General features: G+C 33.2%; 17 protein-coding genes. 7 read left to right on the plus strand and 10 right to left on the minus strand.

From position 1 onward, the window contains the following. Position 1: 1 nt before the first annotated feature. From RM520_RS10680 to RM520_RS10700, 5 genes are all read right to left on the minus strand, one after another. The gene (locus tag RM520_RS10680) at positions 2 to 607 is read right to left on the minus strand and encodes a TlpA family protein disulfide reductase (protein WP_311385691.1); all 606 of its coding nucleotides are present in this window, start codon (positions 605 to 607) and stop codon (positions 2 to 4) included. 27 nt (positions 608 to 634) lie between these two features. Further along, a complete protein-coding gene (locus tag RM520_RS10685; RefSeq protein ID WP_311388016.1) occupies positions 635 to 2905 on the minus strand; it encodes an aconitate hydratase in 2271 nt (756 codons plus the stop codon). A gap of 164 nt (positions 2906 to 3069) precedes the next feature. Next, positions 3070 to 4023: an AAA family ATPase gene (locus RM520_RS10690; protein ID WP_311385693.1), complete on the minus strand. Its 954-nt coding sequence runs from the start codon at positions 4021 to 4023 to the stop codon at positions 3070 to 3072. A 1-nt stretch (position 4024) separates the two neighbouring features. After that, complete coding sequence (locus RM520_RS10695) at positions 4025 to 5446, minus strand: peptidylprolyl isomerase (RefSeq protein ID WP_311385694.1); 1422 nt, start codon at positions 5444 to 5446, stop codon at positions 4025 to 4027. Next, positions 5430 to 6311: a peptidyl-prolyl cis-trans isomerase gene (locus RM520_RS10700; protein WP_311388017.1), complete on the minus strand. Its 882-nt coding sequence runs from the start codon at positions 6309 to 6311 to the stop codon at positions 5430 to 5432. Before RM520_RS10700 ends, RM520_RS10695 begins: the two co-directional genes overlap by 17 nt. Before the next feature lie 144 nt (positions 6312 to 6455). Here RM520_RS10700 and RM520_RS10705 point away from each other — a divergent pair, with 144 nt between their 5' ends. The 3 genes from RM520_RS10705 (at position 6456) to RM520_RS10715 (ending at position 10594) form a co-directional block, all read left to right on the plus strand. Further along, positions 6456 to 6707: a hypothetical protein gene (locus tag RM520_RS10705; protein ID WP_311385696.1), complete on the plus strand. Its 252-nt coding sequence runs from the start codon at positions 6456 to 6458 to the stop codon at positions 6705 to 6707. A gap of 12 nt (positions 6708 to 6719) precedes the next feature. Continuing rightward, complete coding sequence (locus tag RM520_RS10710) at positions 6720 to 7853, plus strand: serine hydrolase (protein WP_311388018.1); 1134 nt, start codon at positions 6720 to 6722, stop codon at positions 7851 to 7853. Positions 7854 to 8014: 161 nt separating this feature from the next. Further along, positions 8015 to 10594: a cyclic nucleotide-binding domain-containing protein gene (locus tag RM520_RS10715; RefSeq protein WP_311388019.1), complete on the plus strand. Its 2580-nt coding sequence runs from the start codon at positions 8015 to 8017 to the stop codon at positions 10592 to 10594. A gap of 56 nt (positions 10595 to 10650) precedes the next feature. On the opposite strand, the gene RM520_RS10720 is transcribed toward RM520_RS10715, so the two are convergent. After that, entirely contained in the window at positions 10651 to 11169 is a 519-nt protein-coding gene (locus RM520_RS10720; protein WP_311388020.1) for a fasciclin domain-containing protein, read from the minus strand. Between the two features lie 121 nt (positions 11170 to 11290). Between RM520_RS10720 and RM520_RS10725 the strand changes: the two genes are divergently transcribed. From RM520_RS10725 to aqpZ, 3 genes are read left to right on the plus strand one after another with little or no spacing between them, the layout of a single operon-like run. Next, on the plus strand, positions 11291 to 11851 hold the full coding sequence (locus RM520_RS10725) for an RNA polymerase sigma factor (protein WP_311385700.1): 561 nt from the start codon (positions 11291 to 11293) through the stop codon (positions 11849 to 11851). A 2-nt stretch (positions 11852 to 11853) separates the two neighbouring features. Further along, a complete protein-coding gene (locus RM520_RS10730; protein ID WP_311385701.1) occupies positions 11854 to 12606 on the plus strand; it encodes an anti-sigma factor in 753 nt (250 codons plus the stop codon). 44 nt (positions 12607 to 12650) lie between these two features. Next, on the plus strand, positions 12651 to 13340 hold the full coding sequence (gene aqpZ, locus RM520_RS10735; protein WP_311388021.1) for an aquaporin Z: 690 nt from the start codon (positions 12651 to 12653) through the stop codon (positions 13338 to 13340). Between the two features lie 49 nt (positions 13341 to 13389). Here the strand turns inward: aqpZ and rimO are convergent, their stop codons facing one another. Continuing rightward, positions 13390 to 14694 carry a 30S ribosomal protein S12 methylthiotransferase RimO gene (gene rimO, locus RM520_RS10740; protein WP_311385703.1) on the minus strand — a complete coding sequence of 435 codons (1305 nt, stop codon included), beginning with the start codon at positions 14692 to 14694 and terminating at the stop codon, positions 13390 to 13392. A 124-nt stretch (positions 14695 to 14818) separates the two neighbouring features. Here rimO and RM520_RS10745 point away from each other — a divergent pair, with 124 nt between their 5' ends. Continuing rightward, positions 14819 to 15919, plus strand: a complete 1101-nt coding sequence (locus RM520_RS10745) for a serine hydrolase domain-containing protein (RefSeq protein WP_311385704.1) — start codon at positions 14819 to 14821, stop codon at positions 15917 to 15919. A gap of 3 nt (positions 15920 to 15922) precedes the next feature. Here RM520_RS10745 and RM520_RS10750 read toward each other — a convergent pair whose 3' ends face one another. The 3 genes from RM520_RS10750 to RM520_RS10760 all read right to left on the minus strand — a co-directional run bounded on the left by RM520_RS10750 (position 15923) and on the right by RM520_RS10760 (position 21034). Then, on the minus strand, positions 15923 to 17605 hold the full coding sequence (locus RM520_RS10750; protein WP_311388022.1) for an alginate O-acetyltransferase AlgX-related protein: 1683 nt from the start codon (positions 17603 to 17605) through the stop codon (positions 15923 to 15925). A gap of 9 nt (positions 17606 to 17614) precedes the next feature. Next, a complete protein-coding gene (locus RM520_RS10755; protein WP_311385706.1) occupies positions 17615 to 19030 on the minus strand; it encodes an MBOAT family O-acyltransferase in 1416 nt (471 codons plus the stop codon). 318 nt (positions 19031 to 19348) lie between these two features. Next, on the minus strand, positions 19349 to 21034 hold the full coding sequence (locus RM520_RS10760; protein ID WP_311388023.1) for an amidase family protein: 1686 nt from the start codon (positions 21032 to 21034) through the stop codon (positions 19349 to 19351).

Below are 21034 nucleotides of genomic sequence, written 5' to 3' on the forward strand. Positions count from 1 at the left end.
TCTAACGAGCAATCAAATCATCAATTAAATCTCGAACAGTAGAAGTATTCCAATCAGCTATACCATCTTGCTCTATAACAATGGTTCCAGTTTGGTCAATTAGGTAAGAATAAGGGGGTTTTTCAGGCACTTCGACCGCTGACTTATCACCAATTATCAAATAAGTAACAGGAAAAGTGAAATCATGCTTCTGCATAAATTCCTCAACCGGCGGTCGATTCTCGTTTGTAATAATATAAAAATCAACCTGGTCTTTATATTGATTATATAAATCTTGAATACTTTTTAACTCAGCCTCGCTGGGTAAGCGCCATGATGCCCAAAAGTTAATGAGAGTAATTTTTCCCTTCGATTTTTCAAAATTTACTAAATTCCATTCAGCATCTTTCAAACGCCAATCAAAATCTGTTATTTGTCTTCGATTAGCTTCATCCACTATGTACGGTGAGAATGAAAAAATCCTATTTAAAAATAGCTTTCCATAGTGTCCAAGAGGTGTCACAAAAAATGAAAGAATGAATAATATAACAGTTATATTTAAAACTGTCTTTTTCTTTATGGCCATATACAATGGTTCTTTAAAACCAAAAAGCTCTTGACATCTCAAGAGCTTTTTAGTTTTGCTTATATCAATTTATGCGTTTTCTTTCTTAATAACGTTTAAAGCAGATCCTTCATTAAACCAATCTATTTGAGATTGATTGTATGTGTGATTCGCCATTATAGTATCTTTAGTTTCATCTGTATGAATTACTTCAAGCGTAAGGGGAGTACCTGGTGCAAATGATGCTATGTCAACAAAGTTGAAGGTGTCATCTTCTTGAATTAAATCATAGTCGCTTTCATTTACAAAAGTCAACCCAAGCATACCTTGTTTTTTAAGGTTTGTTTCGTGTATTCTTGCAAATGATTTTACTAAGACAGCCGCAACGCCTAAATGACGTGGCTGCATTGCTGCATGTTCTCTTGATGAACCTTCACCGTAGTTATGATCACCTACTACAATTGATTTAATTCCCTCTGCTTTATATGCTCTTTGAGTATCCGGAACACCGCCATACTCTCCAGTTAATTGGTTTTTAACAAAATTGGTTTTCTTATTATATGCATTGACAGCACCAATTAAGGTGTTATTAGCAATATTGTCTAAATGACCTCGGTAACGCAACCATGGTCCGGCCATGGAAATATGGTCGGTAGTACATTTTCCAAAAGCTTTAATCAAAAGTTTAACACCTTGTAAATCTTCTGTTTGTATTGGAACAAAAGGTTCTAACAACTGTAAACGTTCAGAAGTTGGTGCAACAACCACTTCAACGCCACTTCCATTTTCCATCGGAGCTATAAATCCAGCATCCTCCACTTCAAAACCTTTTGGAGGTAATTCCCACCCAGTTGGTTCGTCAAACTTTACCTCTTCACCATTCTCATTGATTAAGGTATCAGTTAAAGGATTAAAATCCAATCGACCAGCAATAGCAATTGCTGCCGTAATTTCTGGCGAAGCAACAAAAGCGTGCGTATTAGGGTTTCCGTCAGCACGTTTTGCGAAGTTCCTATTAAAAGAATGAACTATACTATTTTTAGGTGCATTTTTTGGATCGCTATAACGAGCCCATTGACCAATGCACGGTCCACAAGCATTAGTAAATATTTTAGCGTCTAATTCTTCGAAAATACCGAGGATTCCATCGCGTTCCGCTGTATATCTAACCTGTTCAGAACCAGGATTAATTCCCAATTCAGCCTTCATTTTTAATCCTTTATCTAAAGCTTGCTGTGCTATAGATGAAGCTCTTGATAAATCTTCGTAAGATGAATTGGTACAAGAACCTATTAATCCCCATTCTACTTGAATTGGCCATTCATTTTGCGTGGCTTTTTCAGTCATACTATTACCAATTTGAGTTGATAAATCTGGAGTAAATGGTCCATTTAATAAAGGTCCTAATTCAGATAAATTGATTTCAATAACCTGATCAAAGTATTGTTCTGGGTTTGCATAAACCTCATCATCAGCAGTTAAATGCTCTTTAACGGCATTAGCAGCATCAGCAATATCAGCTCTTTCAGTAGCTCGTAAATAGCGTTCCATTGATTCGTCGTAGCCAAAAGTTGAAGTTGTTGCCCCTATTTCAGCTCCCATATTACAAATAGTACCTTTACCGGTACATGATAATGCTTTAGCTCCAGGTCCAAAATATTCAACAATTGCTCCTGTACCACCTTTAACAGTAAGTATTTCGGCAACTTTTAATATAACATCTTTAGGCGCTGTCCAACCTGAAATAGTACCCGTCAATTTAACTCCAATTAGTTTTGGAAACTTAAGTTCCCAAGCCATACCTGCCATAACATCTACAGCATCAGCGCCACCAACTCCAATAGCAACCATTCCTAATCCACCTGCATTCACAGTATGCGAATCAGTACCAATCATCATTCCACCCGGAAATGCATAATTCTCTAAAACCACTTGATGAATAATACCAGCGCCAGGTTTCCAGAAGCCTATTCCATATTTATTAGAAACTGATTCTAAAAAATTAAAAACTTCGGCACTACTACTGTTCGCAGATTTCAAATCCACAGCAGCTCCGCTTTTTGCTTGAATAAGATGGTCACAATGAACCGTAGTTGGTACCGCAACTTTTGGCTTTCCAGCCTGCATAAACTGTAACAAAGCCATTTGTGCTGTCGCATCTTGACAAGCTATGCGGTCAGGAGCAAAATCGACATAGTCTTTTCCTCTTTGAAATACTTTAGAAGGATTTCCGTCCCAAAGGTGGGAATACAATATTTTCTCAGCCAGTGTAAGAGGCTTTCCAACTAATTTCCTTGCTATGTCTACCCTTTCTCCCATGGTAGCATAGACTTCTTTAATCATGTCAATGTCAAACGCCATTCTGCAAAAATATTTTAGTATTACAATTTGCTAAAATTACAAAAATGAAGTCGGGTATAAAATAATACATTAGGGTATGAGACCACTTTTATTAAAAAGCAAGTAAACCTATGGCCATAATTGTCATTTTATCAACTAAAAATAACCAATACAGTTTTTATTATTTACAACAATTCTTGAATAATATTATCTTCAGAAATACCTTCAGCCTCTGCTTTATAATTTTTAAGAATACGATGTCTTAAAATACCAGGGGCGACAGCTTTAACATCTTCAATGTCTGGAGAGAATTTACCATTGACCGCAGCATGTGCTTTAGCAGCCAATACTAGGTTTTGAGAAGCTCGAGGTCCAGCACCCCATTCAATATAGTTCTTTACAAAATCAGAAACACCTTCAACATTAGGTCTCGTTTTGTTTACTAAACGTACTGTATAATCAACTACGTTATCAGCTATGGGAATGCGACGAATCAAACTCTGAACCTCATTAATCGCATCAGCGCTAAACAAGGTGTTGAGCACAACTGAATTATCAGCAGTTGTAGACTTTACAATATTTATTTCTTCTTCAATTGAAGGATAAGACAAGTTGATAGCAAACATAAATCTATCTAACTGCGCCTCTGGAAGAGGATAAGTACCTTCTTGTTCGATAGGGTTTTGTGTGGCTAAAACAAAATATGGACGTTCAAGTTTATGTTGCTGACCAGCAATTGTTACTGCCCTTTCTTGCATGGCCTCTAAAAGCGCGGCCTGAGTTTTAGGGGGCGTACGATTAATTTCATCTGCCAAAATAATATTAGCAAAAATTGGTCCTTTTATGAATTTAAAATTTCTGTTTTGATCTAAAACCTCGCTTCCTAAAATATCACTTGGCATTAAATCTGGGGTAAACTGAATACGTTTAAAATCTAAACCTAAGGTTTGAGCTATGGTATTTACCATTAAAGTTTTTGCCAAACCTGGCACTCCAATTAAAAGAGAATGACCGCCAGTATAAATAGATAAAAGAATTTGGTCAACAACTTCATTCTGACCAACAATTACCTTTGCAATTTCAGACTTTAGGGCCTTGTGTTTTTGAACAAGATTTTCAATAGCGGTTACATCTGACATACTAGTTTTTTACCCAATTATTAGCAAAATCACAATCTCTATTTTCGCTATCAACATGAATGTAAACGTCATCTATTTTTTCTTTTAACCATTTCTGTACAGCTTTAAACTGCTTATCCCTTAAGGCTAATTCTTGAATTTTTATGTAATCCCTTGCAAAATCCGCTTTATGTTCATCATAACGATTTGAAATCTGCATGATTTTATATTTTGACGGGCCACCTCGAGGATCATCTTCACGTGTTGGTCTTGAAATTTCACCGTCTTTAAGATTACGTACTTGATTATATAAGGTAGGGTCCATTTTAGTTAACTCAAACTTGGAATCAAAATTTACAGGATTACGTAAAAGACCACCATCAAATTTGGTTTCTTTTTCATCAGAAAAATTTTGAGCAGCTTCGGCAAAAGTATATTTACCATCTAAAACCTGCTGCCTGATTGAATCTAATTCTTGAGAAGCTTTTAACATTTCTTCATCGGACACTTCAGGCCTTAACAGAATATGCCTTAAATCGACCTCTTGACCTCTAATTTTTTCGACAATAATAATATGATATCCGAATTGTGTCTCAAAAGGATCCGAAATTTCACCTTCTTGTAAACTAAAAGCAACATCTTTAAATTCCTTAACAAAAGGTGTTTGTCTAGTCATACTATAAAAACCACCTTTAGACTTTGAACCAGGATCTTGAGAATAAAGTATTGCTTTTACATTAAAACTTGCATCATTCTCTTCTACGTCTTGTTTAATATTATTAAGTCTATCAATAATTTTTTGCTTTTCCTCCTCTGATGGTTCAGGCTGTTTAACAATTTGAGAGATTTCTAATTCAGCACCAAAAACAGGGCGTTCATCTTCTGGTATTTTATAAAAAAACTGTCGTACTTCTTCAGGCGTTACTTCGATTTCTTCAACAATCTTACCTTGCATTTTTTGAGACAACATTTGCAATTTGTTTATTTCAAAAAGTTCGGCTCTGAAGCTGGCTAAATCAGGCTTTTTATAAAATTTCAATACTTTTTCAATTGATCCAACCTGCGAAGTCAATTGTTGAATTTGGCGATCACTAGTGGCATTTACTTGGTCATCAGAGACCAATAAACTATCCTGGACTGCTTGGTGGGCATATAGACGATCTTCCATTAGTTTTCCTAGTAATTGACATTGAGTAATATCATCAGTAGTAGCCCCTTGACTTTTTAAGTCAATTAATGTTTTTTCAACATCAGAATCTAAAATTACATAATCGCCAATTACTGCAGCAATACCATCTAATTTTACTCTTTTACCTATTACTACAGTGTCTTTAGCTTCATCACTATTCTCAGTAGTCAACTCACTACTTTTAGTTTCTTGAGCTGATACTCCAATTACAATTACAAAAAATAAAGCTGTAAAAATTCTAATTTTCTTGCACATATATTTCAAATTCGTTTTTCTGAATACCTTCGTCTATAATTTCCGTTTCTAACTTTCTTACATACTCTAATCGTCGCCGATTTAACAGTACTCTTTTGATATCTGTTTTTATATAAGAAAGCGGTGCGATGTCATTAACATTCAAAACACCAGTAACTTTACCCAAATATACCCCCAATGAATCTTGTAATTCAAAAAATTGTGATTTCTTTAAGTACCTATCTTCATTGGTGCTATTGAGCGGGGCTATTTCATTTAGCACTCTAGATGCACTGACCCATATTGAATCATTAAAGTGGATCTTCTTAAATTGAACCCCAATCGAGTCAAGATAGTTTTTATCGTCTTCGGTAAATGATTTAATCTTATCAACCACTACATTTTTATCTAAAAATTGATTTGGCAACTCAACAAATCTAAGCTGAACTATTTTTTCATTCAGTTTAAAGTTCTCTTTTTGACCTTCATAAAAAGTCTTTAATTGAGAACTACTAATAGCAGTATCATTTGCCTGTTGCACCAGAGCCTCAGTATACGCACGAGTGTACAAATCAGTTTTATAATCATTAACCAACCGGTTGAACTCGTTCAACTGTTCTTCTGATAGGTTAATTTTAGATTTAGAAAGTAATAGTTGTTTAGAAGCCCATTTGTTTATAAAATTAACGGCAAAGGCTGTACTATCCTGTTTAGACATCCCCTTTGTGATAAAGGGCTCAAGATCCTCAGCAAAAAGATAAGACTCGCCTACTCTAGCTATTGGCAAAGTATCTTCACCGTCTTTAAAGAAAGAACCACAAGACACTAAAAAAAGTACCCCAATAAGAAAGAAGTACTTATTATTATGATGTTTTAAAAAAAGCATTGCGCAAAAATAACAATTACTTAAAGCCACACAAGCTGTTTGGAATTGATTAACACATTTTTAGTGTAGCTGTAAATCAATATTTTAGTATTTTCAACCGTATTAAAGGCTTAAATAAAAACCATCTATAAATTAGAACCGTTAATGGAAAAAATTCTTGACAGAAAAATTAAGTTCATTTGGGATTTTAAAGGCCCAGCTGCGGCTAAAACCGCCGAGCATTATGAAAAACATTTGCAAGAATATGTTTTAAATGAAGAATTAAAATTTGATACTACAGGATTTGGCCATTTAAGTGATATGCATAGTATTGCTTTTTTGGTTGTTGCCGAGTTTGAAATGATACAAGCCCGAGACGACTTAAAACCGCATAGAGGAGAATTATATTTAGATTAAGAACTAAAGGTTATGCAATCTCAAAAAATATACTTTTTAGTATTCGTATGTCTAATTTTTTCGTGCAAAAAAGAGGAACCTAAAAATCCTTTACTTGAGGCACTTAAATCAGAAAACAGAAAAATCAGTGTTGTAGCAGATAGTATTGAACAACATGAAGTTCAAATACGTTATACCAAAATAGATAGACTAAACGACAGCATTATCTTTACAGATTATGACTTTCAAGTTGAAAAAAACAATTACTTCTATCCTGCGAGTACAGTTAAATTTCCTGCAGCAGTAGCAACACTAGAAAAACTTAATGAATTAGATTCATTAAATAGATATTCAAACTTTTATGTAGAAGGTGATTCTATAAAAAGCAACTTTGCGCGATCGATAGAAGAAATTTTTGCTGTTAGTGATAACGACGCAAATAACAGACTGATTGAGTTCTTAGGGTTTGATGATTTAAATAATAGAATTAGATTAAAAGGACTTCAACCCTTCAGAATAGCACATAGGCTATCAACAATTAATGCTGATGAAGTAACCACAAAACCCTTAGTGATTTATCTAAATGATAGTACAACTACAACTTCAGAATCAATTACCTCAAAGATACCGGAGCAACTAAAATTCAACGGAGTAAAAAAAGGTGATGGGTTTTATGCTGGTGATTCTCTTTATGAAGAACCTTTTGATTTTGGTTTAAAAAATTACTATCCAATTAACTCGCAGCACGAGCTGCTTAAAAGGATTATTTTTCCAAATCAATTTCCTGAAGAAGAACGTTTTAAACTCAATAAAAATCAGCATGAGTTTTTACTCCATGCTATGCATACCTTGCCAAAAAACACTGGTTATAACCAAGCAGAATATTATGATAGCTATGGTAAGTTCTTTATGTACGGTGATACTAAGGAGCCTATACCAGATTACATAAAAATTTATAATAAGGTTGGCTATGCTTATGGAACTTTAACCGATTGCGCCTACATAAAAGACACCAAAAACAATATAGATTTTCTAGTTACTGCTACAATTTTAGTCAATAGCGATGGTGTCTTTAATGATGACAATTATGAATATGACGATATAGGCATACCTTTTTTGGCTCAATTAGGAAGAGAGTTATATGATTATGAATTAGGCCGAAAATAAAAAACTATCAATTTTTTAATATTTATTTATTGGGTCCTTTTTTTTAGAATACGTCAATCATTTTAGTTTAAATTTCCACATTCTCTTTAATTCTCAATATCACTGGCTACTTCTTTCAATTTTCATAGTTTCAATACTTATGAACGCCAAACTGACAACCGTTGAAAGAAGAGATTGAGATTTCTTTACTTAAAAATTTATTTCCTGAAGGTAAAACCAGAAATTATGCGAAAGACACTATTATTTCTGATATTCATAGAGAAGTAACCACCTTCCGATGGTTAATTCAAGGAGCTTTTGACTATTTTATTGCACTGCAAGAAACTAATCAAGAAATTTTAGTATGTCAAATTTCCGAACCATTTAGTACTATAGGTTTAAGTGGTCTTTTACCCGCAAAAAGATACCACTACAAAACTGTAGTTTCTTCTCATGATTCCATTTTCTTCGAAGTAACCATTGCTGAACTTGAGAATCATTTTAAAAAAGATATTCAGAACAAACTATTACAAAATATATGTTCAAAATTATATCATCAACTTAGAGTTGCTTTACTAAAACAAGTAGAACTTTTGCAACCTGTTCAACCCTATCCCCTAACAAGAGATAAAGAGTTTTTTATGAAGCCTGAAATTCATAATTCAGAAATCATAGCCCTAATGCGTTGTTCTCCTTTTCTTGACCAATTTAACGAGGGTAGGCTTTCAAAATTAGCAGCTATTGCCGAACGTCGTGAATACGAACCCTATGAAGTTTTATACATACAAGACCGTATTGCAGCCGGTGTATACATTCTCATTGAAGGCGAAGTAAGCATCAAAAGAAAAGTGGATAATATTGAAATAAAACAACGCTCAATAAGTAATGCAGGATTTATTTTTGGATGGTCCTCGCTGATTGATGAAAAAGATATTTGCTCAGCTATTACTACAAAGAAAACAGCAGTTTATTTTATTGACTACAAAGATTTCTCAATACTTATCAAAGACGAGCCTTCTTTTGAAGAACAATTCTATAAACGACTTTTATGGCTAATTGGAAATCAAATTAATGCCGCCTTTTTAAGATATATTGGTCTTTTCGGTAAATACAATCTTCAGGCAGTGTTTCAATTGATTGAAAACAACAAGTCAAGACTTCCATTAACTTCTAAGTTTCATCAAATCAATCATCTTTTAAAAAACAGTACAACTAAAAAAATAGCTTATAATATTCTAGAAAATCTATTAAGCGAAGGAACTTCTTTAGAAAGACATTTGGCCTCATTAAGTCTTGAGCTTTTAAAAGATGACAAAGAAGAACTAGACTTTATTGATGGTTTACATCATATTTATGAAACCGTAGCAAACAACAAATTAAATAACTCTAAACAAGTTAGAAAGGCCTGCGCAAAAGCAACTACAGACTTATTTGAACCATTGGCATATCACATCGAAGGTTGGGAAAACATGCCCGAAGAAAGCGGAAATATATTCATTTATAATCATCTTATTAATGATGAGCTTTATACTTTAAACAACAATTTTCAAATAACATTAGATTCCCACTTTGTGAGCGCTATGCTTTTAGATAAAAAATATGGCGAACCTGGTATTAGAACTGTTCGTATTGGTCAGGGTCAAGAATATGGACATCAAAATTACTACAACAAACTAGGACATATTAATGTATTTACAAAAGAATCAGAACATAAGTCTTCCACCACCAAAAAAGAAGTGAGAAGTATTTTTTATAAAGACGGAGAACGCTATTTAAAAAATGGCTATAATTTGATTATTAGCCCGGAAGGCACTTCATATAAAACTGAAAATTCCCCTGGTCCTTTTAAGTTAGGAAGCTTTAAACTTGCTCTCAACTCAAAACCAGAACCAAAAATCATCCCTATTGTAATTGTTAATTTTGATAAAAAAATAAAAGACAATCTCTACTATTGTAAAATTTTGGCTCCTTTTAAAGTCAGCGAATATGTAAAATCGAATTCAACTAAAGACTTAATTAAGTTTGTAGAAGCTTATCAAAAGACCTATGCTAATTATGTTCAAGAAACTATTGAAGAAGCGGACAATTTTAAGATTAAGCAAATAAACTCTGAAGAATTGTCTAATCCGCCAGAGATATGGAGTAACGAGATTAAAAGACTTAAGAATAGGGTAAACAAGCTAAATCATCAAAATGACCTTATTACTTTTTATGGTAGCTCTTCCATTCGTTTATGGGTAAACATGAAAAAAGACTTACATCCATTACATGTTTTAAATTTAGGATTTGGAGGGTCTTCTTTTTCATGGTGTACCCACTATTTTTCAGAAATATTTCAGAACGTAAACCCAAGTAAAATTGTTTTATATGCAGGAGAGAATGATTTAGCTGAGGGCAAAACACCTCATGAGGTACTCGCAGATTGCAAGGAATTGGTAGACCTAATTCATCAGAAATATGATGCCGTAGAATTAGCTTTTATTAGCTTAAAACCAAGTGTTGAAAGAACATATTTAATTCCTCAAATAATTGAAACCAATCTTTTATTATCAAAATATATTATTGGTGAGCTCAACGCACAATTCATCAATGTTTTTGCTAGAATGATTACTACTGAAAATCGACCAAGGCCTGAATTATATTTGAGCGACGGTTTACATCTTAACAAAAAAGGATATGCTATTTGGAGTCAAACCATTCAAACCGCATTAACTCTTAATGAGCAAGAACCTATATTGAACGAACCTTTTGTGAATGTATAGTAAAATAAAAAACCATCGCTAAAAGCGATGGTTCTTATATAAATACATTTGGGAAATTATTGAGGCATTACAACATCTTCGATAATGTGTATTACACCATTTGAAGCCATAACATCTGTTTTAGCTATTTTACTATAATTACCATTAGCATCCATTAAGAAGATACCTCCATCTTTGCTAACCGCGGTTACTTTACCACCGTTTAAAGTCGTTAATTCTGCTTTTCCATTTCCTTTTTCTAATGCCGCAACAACATCAGCAGCTACAATTTTACCAGCTACTACATGATAAGTTAATATTGCAGCCAGTTTTTCTTTATTTGCCGGTTCAAGTAAAGAATTCAATGTATTTGCATCAATTTTTGCAAATCCTGAATTCACCGGGGCGAAAACTGTAAAAGGACCATCACCTTGAAGTGCCCCAACCAAATCTGCTGCTTTTAAAGCAGTAACTAAAGTTGAGAAATCGTCTACAGATACTGCAATATCCACAATGTTTTGAGATTTTTGAGCATTTGTTGATTGTGTAAATAAAACTAATGCTACCGTTGAAAGAATAAAAATTACTTTTTTCATTTTTGTGTTTTTAATTGTTTAATAGAATTATTAATTTTTCAATGTTTAATGTTCTTATTTACACCCTAAAAATACCGTTGGATGAGTTCAACCTTATTTTATCATATCTTTAACATCGCTTATGCCCCATAACTTAGAGGACATTGAAATAATCAGTCGATTATCCAAAAAGGATAAAGACGCGCTGTACTTGTTATACGATAAGTATTCAGGTGCTCTATTTGGTGTTATTATAAGAATGTGCCGTAATCAGGTAATGGCTGAAGATTTATTACAAGAGACTTTTATCAAGATTTGGCAAAAAATTGACTCTTATGATGCTTCAAAGGGTAAATTTTATACTTGGGCTTATCGCATTGCAAAAAATGTTACTTTAAATTCTTTGCGAAAACCTGACTTGCTCATCCAAAGTGAAGAATTAAGTGTAAATACTAGAAAAGCAACATTAGAACCTGAATCAGATTTTAATGGACTCAACGGAGCAATTAGCAAATTAGAACCTCATCACCAAGAAGCTATTTCTTTAGTGTATTTTAGGGGTTACACCCACCGTGAGGCCAATCAAGAGATGGGAGTTCCCTTGGGTACTTTCAAATCTTATATTCGTCAAGCATTAGTTTTGCTTCGCGAAAGTTATAGTCATGAGTTGATAATCATTGGGTTACTAATAGAAACTTTTTGATGATGGATAGAAAGAAAATATTAGAAAACGGATTATTAGAAAAATACCTTTTAGACGAGCTTTCATCACTTGAAAGCCAAGAGGTCATTGCTGCCATTGCTAGTGATGAACAATTAAGAACTCAATTTGAACTTTTAGAAGAAGATTTCGAAAGAATGGCTATAGAAAATGCCATAAGCCCGCCAGATTATGTAAAAGTTCAATTACAAACAAAGCTTCATAAATCAACAAAAAAGTCTAAAGAAAGAATTTGGCTTTATGCAGCAGCAAGTGTCGCTGTTCTATTTTTTATGACCTCATTCTTAATGTTTAATCGTTGGCAAAATACCAAGACAAACTATAATTCTTTGCAAAATCAAACAATGGTCTTACAAGAACGATTAAATGCTTTGGAAGAAAATTATATTTTAACCAATCAACGCTTAAAAACCATTAACGGACCGAAAACAATACCGCTCATATTACATGGAAATGATTTAGTACCAAATTCAAGAGCGGTGGCTTATGTGAACCATGAAAATAAAATGGTCGTTGTTAATGCACAGGGTTTGCCTGAACTCCCAAATAACAGCACGTACCAAATGTGGAGTGATGTTGATGGCGAAATGATTGATATGGGTTTATTACCTACAAATGAAGAGCTTATTACCCTAAAGTATATAGATAAAGCAGAATCACTAAACATTACTATTGAGCCAGCTGGAGGAAATGATCACCCAACGGTTGAAAAGTTAATAGCATATGTGACTTTATAAGTCTAATGGTTTCTAAACTAGAACACTAACTAAATTTAGAAATCATGAAAAAATTAATCGCAGAATTTATTGGAACATTATGGCTCGTATTAGGCGGGTGTGGTAGTGCTGTTATTGCCGCTGCCTATCCAGAACTTGGTATTGGATTTGTAGGGGTGGCATTGGCCTTTGGTTTAACCGTTTTAACTATGGCTTATGCAATAGGTCATATTTCTGGTTGTCATTTAAACCCGGCCGTATCTATTGGTCTTGCTGTTGCTGGTCGTTTTGACAAAAAAGATTTGTTTCCTTACATTATTGCTCAGCTTTTAGGCGCAATTGCTGGCGCTGCCGTTTTGTATGTTATTGCCACTGGAAAACCAGGTTTCGAACTTGGAGGATTTGCCGCCAACGGATTTGGTGAACATTCACCGGCTGGTTACAATATGGTTGCTGCCTTTTTTGCTGAATTGGTATTAACTTTTATGTTCTTGATGATTATTTTAGGCGCTACTCATTCTAAAGCTCCAAAAGGTATGGCCGGTATTGCTATTGGCTTAGGTTTAACTTTAATACATTTAATCAGTATCCCTGTAACAAATACTTCTGTAAACCCTGCTCGTAGTACTAGTCAAGCATTATTTGCAGACGGTTCCTGGGCTATACCACAACTTTGGTTGTTTTGGGTTGCTCCAATTTTAGGTGCAATACTTGCTGGTTTTGTTTACAGCCTTTTGTCTCCAGAACAAGAATAAAATTAAGTAAAAAAAAGATAAAGCGCAATTAGATATGATTGCGCTTTTTTTATGAAATAGGTTCACCGTATAAATCAAAATCAGATGCTTCTGTAATTTTTATTTTGGTAAAATCACCAATCTTCACATAATATTTCTTAGCATCAATGAGAACTTCATTATCAACATCAGGAGAATCGTACTCCGTACGGCCTACAAAATGATTACCTTCTTTACGGTCAATAATGCAGCGATAAATTGCTCCTATGCGTTCTTGATTCAATTCCCAAGAAATTTGAGATTGTACCTCCATAATTTCATTAGCGCGTTGTTGTTTCAGTTCTTCAGGAACATCGTCTACTAAACCATAAGCATGTGTATTTTCTTCATGACTATAAGTAAAACAACCTAAACGTTCAAAACGCATGTCCACAACCCATTGTTTTAAAGTCTGAAAATCTTCTTCAGTTTCACCAGGATAACCTACAATCAAGGTAGTTCTAATTGTCATTTCAGGTACTGCTGCCCTGAAATCTTGTAAAAGCTTAGTAGTCTTGGCTTTTGTAGTTCCGCGACGCATACTTTTTAAAATAGGATCAGCAATATGCTGCAACGGAATATCAATATAATTGCAAATTTTTGGTTCATTTCTCATTACATCTAACACATCCATAGGAAAACCAGTCGGAAAAGCGTAATGTAAACGTATCCATTCAACTCCATCAACAGCAACCAATTTTTGAAGTAATTCAGCTAGGTTTCTTTTCTTATATAAGTCAAGACCATAATAGGTTAAATCTTGAGCTATTAATATCAGTTCTTTTACCCCTTTTGTAGCTAATTTTTCTGCCTCTTGAACCAATTCTTCAATCGGTTTACTTTTATGTTTCCCGCGCATTAGAGGAATTGCACAAAAAGAGCAAGGCCTATCACAACCTTCAGCAATTTTTAAATACGCATAATTTTTAGGTGTTGTGGTTAAGCGCTCACCAATTAATTCATGTTTATAATCTGCACCTAAAGCTTTTAATAAATTTGGCAAATCACTTGTGCCAAAATATTCATCCACATTAGGAATCTCTACTTGTAAATCTGGCTTATATCGCTCACTTAAACATCCAGTAACAAATACCTTATCCACTTCTCCGGCTTCCTTTTTTTGAACATATTCCAAAATAGTATTAACACTCTCCTCTTTTGCATTCGCTATAAATCCGCAAGTATTAATTACAACCACATTGCCTTCTTCTTCATGAACCACCTCTTTGTTATTCGCTCGAAGTTGTCCCATTAGAACTTCGGAATCATAAACATTCTTGCTACAGCCTAAGGTTACTACGTTGATTTTGTTCTTTTTAAGTGATTTTGTCCGCATATTCTTTGAATGGAGGGCAAAAATACAACAAGCACTGCAATTGGTCGATTTTAATGCATATTTCTTTAGCTAGTACGTTAAACTTTTAAAGCCTTTAAGAGTCCAAATCTAAAACCTTGAACTGATGAAAAATTCAATCATATATATCTTAATAAGTTTTTTTATAATATCATGTTCTACAGATAGCATTGAACCAAGTAATACCAATACTGAAAATCAAGAAGAGTCTGAAGTTAGAAATTTGTATTTTCCACCCTTACAATCGGCAACTTGGGAAACCATGTCCGTAGTCGAAGCTGGTTGGGATAGTAGTGCTGAAGAACCTTTAAGAGATTTTTTAGATCAGAATGACACTAAAGCCTTTATTATTTTAAAAGATGGACAATTACTAGTAGAATGGTACTTTGATGACCACACACAAAATACAAGTTGGTATTGGGCTTCAGCAGGTAAAACCTTGACCGCTTTTACAGTAGGATTGGCACAAGAAGATGGCTTTTTGAGTATTAACGATAAATCTTCAAATTATCTAGGACAAAACTGGACTTCATTAGAAGAAGAGAAGGAAGATTTAATTACAGTTTGGCATCAACTTACAATGACCACTGGTTTGAATGATTTGCAGTTTGATTGTGTTACAGCCAATTGTTTGACATATGTTTCTGATGCAGGTAATCGTTGGGCTTACCATAACGGACCTTACACTTTATTACAAAGCGTAGTTCAGAGTGCAACTCAGGAAGATTGGTCCGATTATTTTAATACAAACTTAAGGGATAGAATAGGCATGGATGGTTTCTGGTTTTCTACCAATGACTTGAACAACGTATATTTTAGTACTGCTCGTAGCATGGCTAGATTTGGTTTATTAAATCTAAACAATGGTATTTGGGACGGAGAAACTATTTTGGCCGACACCAATTATATAAGTGATATGAAATCTACTTCACAAAATATAAATGACGCTTATGGTTATTTGTGGTGGTTAAATGGCAAATCTGCATACAGAGCCCCAGGTTCTCAATTAGAATTTAATGGTGAATTGATACCCAACGCACCAACAGACACCTATTCTGGCCTAGGTAAAAACGACCAAAAACTATATATCGTTCCAAGTCAAGGTTTGGTAATTGTAAGAATGGGAGAAGATACAGGAGAAAACCTATTAGGACCTTCAAGTTTTGACAATGAACTTTGGGAGAGACTAACTCTTCTGATAAATTAAGGTTTACAGAAATTTAATATCCCGTTCAACCTTTGTAGTTATAACAATATTTGGTGAGTATTCTTGAATCATGGTTTGTTGATAACTAGAGTTGAGGTATATGACTTCTGAGTAATGTAAAGAGATAAACTGAACTAATGCTCTAGAAAAAGAATCTCCAAAGATAAGAACCCTTAATTCATTTCCGCAGTTTGGGTTTTTTGTAATCTTTGTTTCAATATCGAAATTAAAATTGTTTGTTTCATTAAAATAATTCAATCCTTTTTTAAATTCAAACACCGGAAAATCATCAGTATACGACATTTTTTCAACACCCATAATGTTTGCTAAATCTCCAAAATCATGTTTTATATTTGAAATTTTAAAGTCTTCATAGTCAAACGGCTTAACACCTAAAAGAGCATAATTTATATTGAAAAAACTTTTATATCCCACGAAAGCACCGTGCGAATTCCAATGGGTGTCAAACTTTCTGTATAAATTATATTGTAGTTTACTTTTCATAAGATCTTGGGTGACATCAAAAAAGTGAAAGTTTTTCTGTTTTAAATAAGAAGTTATCTGAGTCCTTAAATTCAACTCATTTCTTATTTGCATTTTCATAGAAAATGGCAATTTTTCTGAATAAATAGAGTGTTTGTTAGGCCAAAAACCACATACATAAATTATACCTTGATCATTCAGAAAAACTTTTCGTTTTAATAATTCTTGATACTTCTCTTCTATTTCTTTTTTGGTGTAAAGATTCTTATTTGCATAGCTTGAATACATGGAACCTTTAAGAGAATTGTAAAACAGATATCCATCTTTACCAAATAAGGCTTCTTCAGGTTTTGGAGAAGATTTGAAAATTTTGACTTTTATCAAAGCAGATAATTCAATTAAATTGTTCCTAAACCCAAAATTGTCATTGAAATAGTCTTCAAATAAAGCTGGATAATTCTGATTAAAAGTAAATTCTGGCTTTGACGCCATTTTTCTCTTTTCTATTTCATTTTTATCAGATTTCAAATTTAATAGTAAGGTTGGCAAGAATATAGAAGTAAAAAAGAATATCAAGAAAACATTCTCAATCGTTTGTTTAAAATAAAATATTGTATTTAAAGAAAATAAAAAAGTAGTAATTGAAATAAAAAAAATGCATCCGATTAAATAAATAAATTTTTTCTCAATTATAGGCTGTGGAACTCTTAGATTTATTAATTGTTTGGACACTTCGTTATTAGAAGTTAAAAATGGATCATAAAGATTATTAAGAGGTTTTAAATAAACTCTATCACCTTGAATATCAATAAACTCATTAGAGTTAAAATAGCTGTCCGTTAGATTCAATTTAGCTCTAGTACCCAAAGAAATAAGATCAATTGACCTAATATTTATCTCTTTCTGATTCTTATTTTGACCCAAATCAAGTCTTAACTCTTGTAATGATTTAATTACAGGTAATTTCAATCTAAATTTACGAATCCCTTGTTTTCCTTCAAAAGTGATTCTTGTACTTTGTTTTTCTGTAAACTTTTCTTGTCCAAGATATTTATAAAAAACTTGAAGGTGATCATCTTGCAAAAACTCTGCTTTAATCTCTAATTCTATAAAAGCTGGTTTATCTTTTATGTTGAATAAAAGATAAACCAGCAAAGCCGAAATTAAAAAACCCTTACCTATTATGATTAATCGATTGACCATGAAATTGATTTAAAATCTATAATAAATAAATGGGTTATAAGTGGCTTGTGCCAATTCTAAAATACTAAAGAAAAACAGTATTCCATATATAACATACCTAACAAAAAAAATAGGTTTTCCCAAAGCTACCCGTTCTATTAAAACATTCTTTATTTTTTTTCTTATTGGTGTCGCCAATAAAAAACCAAATAAAATTACTGAACAGGTATAAGTATTTACATATAGCAGACTAGTGAAGTTAACACCCTCTTGAAAAGCAAACATTTGATAAATATAGTCAATCGCATAAGGTAAGTTTTCTGCTCTAAAAAATACCCATCCGACCAATACCACCACAATCAAATATACATGACTTAAAAATCTCATTCTCCGTGGCAATTGAAAAGGATTAACTCTTTCAACTAACAAGAAAAAACCATGATAAAGGCCCCAAACTATAAAATTCCAACTAGCCCCGTGCCATAAACCAGTGATAAAAAAAACAATCACTAAATTAATATATGTTCTGTTCTTTCCCTTTCTATTTCCTCCAAGCGGTATGTAAAGGTAGTCCCTAAACCAAGTTGATAAGGAAATGTGCCATCTTCTCCAAAAATCTTGAATTGATTTTGAAATATAAGGATAATTAAAATTTTCTTTAAAATTAAAACCTAACATTCTACCAAGCCCAATGGCCATGTCAGAATAACCAGAAAAATCAAAATAAATCTGTAAAGCATAACATATAATTCCTAACCACGCAATTCCACTAGAAATGGTATCAGGTCGAAAAGAAAATATATTATCAGCAATTAGCCCAGCTGTATTGGCAATTAGAACCTTCTTTCCTAACCCTCTAATAAAGCGCGTTAAACCAGAAAGAAATAACTCTTTGGTAATTATTCTTTTTTGAATTTCTTTCTGAATATCAACGTATCTCACTATTGGACCAGCAATTAGTTGCGGAAACAAAGAAACATAGAGGCCTAAATGAAACAAATTTTTCTGGCTCTCCACTTCTTTTCGATAAACATCAATCAAATAAGAAATATTTTGAAAAGTAAAAAATGATACTCCTATCGGAAGTACTATAAGGTCTATTTCAAATTCAAAGGAGGAGCCTAATAATTCAAGATTTTCTATTATAAAATAGGTATATTTAAAATAAAATAAAATCGAAAGATTAATAAGTATCCCTAGAGCTAAGATATAAACTGCTCCCCTTTTATTATCTTTTTGATGATAATATGATATTGTTATACCAACAAGATAATTAATACATATTGACGAGACCATAAGGAGCACCAACATATGCTCGCCCCAGGCGTAAAAAAAAAGACTTGCTATTAAAACAAAAGGATTTCTATACCTTTCTTTTAAAATTATATTTATAAATAAAACTAATGGAAGAAATATGAATAAAAATACGGCAGAACTAAAAACCATCTCGAATGCTCTAATTTTAACATAATTTGGAGAATTAATATTTTAATTCTAATCCAATTATTGGGTAAAAATAGCATTTCAAGATTAGTTTAATGAGTTTAAGTCCAAAATTTATTGCTTCTTTTTTAAGGCTATCTTTTTCTTTCGACTAATTGATTTTATTGATTAAGCTTTAATATCAACTAGATAAGCTTTCACAACAAAAACTATCGAAATTCTTGTATTTAGATGAAAATTAAATACCTATACTGGTTAAAACCTATTAGGACCTTCAAGTTTTGACAATGAACTATGGGGTTTATTGAATAATTTTATCAACTAATCTTTATAAGAATCAGGTATTATTCTGACTCTACTCAATGCTTCAAAAGCAGCTCCAAGTTCATATAGTTTGGCTTCCTCATATTGCTTAGCAATAAAAGTTAAATTGACTGGTTCACCAGATTTCTTATAGCCCATAGGAACTGTTAAAGCAGGGTATTCTGCAATCGCTGCAGCACCCGCGTCATAGTTGTTTATGGACAAAACGGCATCTAAACCGTATTCGTCAATTGCTTTATCAAAAAAATGGCGCCCATTATTTTTTAATCTTTTCTTTATTATATGTAGTTCTTCTAATGTAGTTGAATCATTTAGAATACCTTCAAACCGAATTTGACCATATGGAATCCTTACCAAAGAATCATTTAAATTAAAATCCACTATATCCTGAATATCTTTTAGACTAGTATCTTCAAGGTTCTTGACTTCTTCGAAGATATAATTTGGTAAATCATATTTCATATCGATATTCAATATTGATAAAAAACCATCAAAACTAACATCTGGTGGGTCAAAAGCAATGATGGAAACCCCAGCTGATTCTAGTTTTTTTACCGTTGCATTATAAATAGAATCATTTTCAAGATATTTCTTAATAACACCTAACTTTTTATTTTCAAAAGTCAATGAAAATGAATGATACCAATTAGTTGGCCATTCAGAGTGTATAGATTTTGAGTCCTTCATATCACGACCCCGCATAGCATCAAATAAAATAGCGTTGTCAATAACATTTTTGGTCATTGGACCTGGTGTGTCTAATGTGCTAGAAATTGGGACAATCCCTGTTCTACTCAATACACCTATAGTAGGCTTTAAACCTACTACAGAACTTTGACCAGATGGAGATAAAATTGAACCCGAGGTTTCAGTTCCAATTGCAGCTACTGCATAGTTGGCAGCAGTAGTGGCACCACTTCCAGCACTTGAACCACCAGTATCAAAAACGCGACGACCATACGGATTTAAGGTTTGCCCACCTACAGCACTTTGACCGTTTGGGCAACTACATAAATAATTAGCCCATTCACTTAAATTAGCTTTGCCCAAAATCAGGGCTCCCTTTTCTTTTAACTTCTTTACAATAAAAGCGTCATCAGTTTTATTTTCCATTAGAGCAATGGCCCCAGCAGTTGTATTCATATTCAAAGCACCAATATTATCTTTTAATAAAATTGGCATTCCATAGATGGCGTGTTGACCATCAGAGTTTTTGTCTAGTTGTCTAGCTTCTTCAATTACGTGTGGATTCAGAGCTATGATGGAGTTTAATGTAGTTTCATTTGGTAATTCGTATTTGTAAATGCGATATAAATAGAACTGGGTTAACTCTACATAACTAAATTTACCTTTAGAAACATGACTTTGCAAGGTCGGAATGTCTTGCTCCAACACTAAAGGTTTCATCATTTCATATTTTACTTCCGAAAATTGAGAAACCTCTTCATACAAAGGTTGAAATACCTCATTCTTGTCTAAAACCTTGCTTTGAATAAATTTATAACGCATTTTAACCTTTTCATGTTCTGAGTTTTCTGACACTTCAGAAGAATCATTGTAAGGTTTCCAAAGTACATGTAGTGGGACGTCTTTAGATTTCTTTTCCTGATTGCAAGAAAATGAAAAAATAGTAATGAGAACTATTAAAAGTCTTTTAATATTTAAGGATAGAATTGGTGTCAT

It is taken from the genome of Croceitalea vernalis, assembly GCF_031846405.1.
GTDB classification, from domain to species: Bacteria; Bacteroidota; Bacteroidia; order Flavobacteriales; family Flavobacteriaceae; genus Croceitalea; species Croceitalea vernalis.

Excerpts from the sequence above, each read along its gene's own strand:
- RM520_RS10685 (WP_311388016.1), bottom strand. The coding sequence starts at position 2,905 with ATGGCGTTTGACATTGACATGATTAAAGAAGTCTATGCTACCATGGGA.
- RM520_RS10690 (WP_311385693.1), bottom strand. The coding sequence starts at position 4,023 with ATGTCAGATGTAACCGCTATTGAAAATCTTGTTCAAAAACACAAGGCC.
- RM520_RS10695 (WP_311385694.1), bottom strand. The coding sequence starts at position 5,446 with ATGTGCAAGAAAATTAGAATTTTTACAGCTTTATTTTTTGTAATTGTA.
- RM520_RS10700 (WP_311388017.1), bottom strand. The coding sequence starts at position 6,311 with ATGCTTTTTTTAAAACATCATAATAATAAGTACTTCTTTCTTATTGGG.
- RM520_RS10705 (WP_311385696.1), top strand. The coding sequence starts at position 6,456 with ATGGAAAAAATTCTTGACAGAAAAATTAAGTTCATTTGGGATTTTAAA.
- RM520_RS10710 (WP_311388018.1), top strand. The coding sequence starts at position 6,720 with ATGCAATCTCAAAAAATATACTTTTTAGTATTCGTATGTCTAATTTTT.
- RM520_RS10720 (WP_311388020.1), bottom strand. The coding sequence starts at position 11,169 with ATGAAAAAAGTAATTTTTATTCTTTCAACGGTAGCATTAGTTTTATTT.
- RM520_RS10725 (WP_311385700.1), top strand. The coding sequence starts at position 11,291 with ATGCCCCATAACTTAGAGGACATTGAAATAATCAGTCGATTATCCAAA.
- RM520_RS10730 (WP_311385701.1), top strand. The coding sequence starts at position 11,854 with ATGGATAGAAAGAAAATATTAGAAAACGGATTATTAGAAAAATACCTT.
- aqpZ (WP_311388021.1), top strand. The coding sequence starts at position 12,651 with ATGAAAAAATTAATCGCAGAATTTATTGGAACATTATGGCTCGTATTA.
- rimO (WP_311385703.1), bottom strand. The coding sequence starts at position 14,694 with ATGCGGACAAAATCACTTAAAAAGAACAAAATCAACGTAGTAACCTTA.
- RM520_RS10745 (WP_311385704.1), top strand. The coding sequence starts at position 14,819 with ATGAAAAATTCAATCATATATATCTTAATAAGTTTTTTTATAATATCA.
- RM520_RS10750 (WP_311388022.1), bottom strand. The coding sequence starts at position 17,605 with ATGGTCAATCGATTAATCATAATAGGTAAGGGTTTTTTAATTTCGGCT.
- RM520_RS10755 (WP_311385706.1), bottom strand. The coding sequence starts at position 19,030 with ATGGTTTTTAGTTCTGCCGTATTTTTATTCATATTTCTTCCATTAGTT.
- RM520_RS10760 (WP_311388023.1), bottom strand. The coding sequence starts at position 21,034 with ATGACACCAATTCTATCCTTAAATATTAAAAGACTTTTAATAGTTCTC.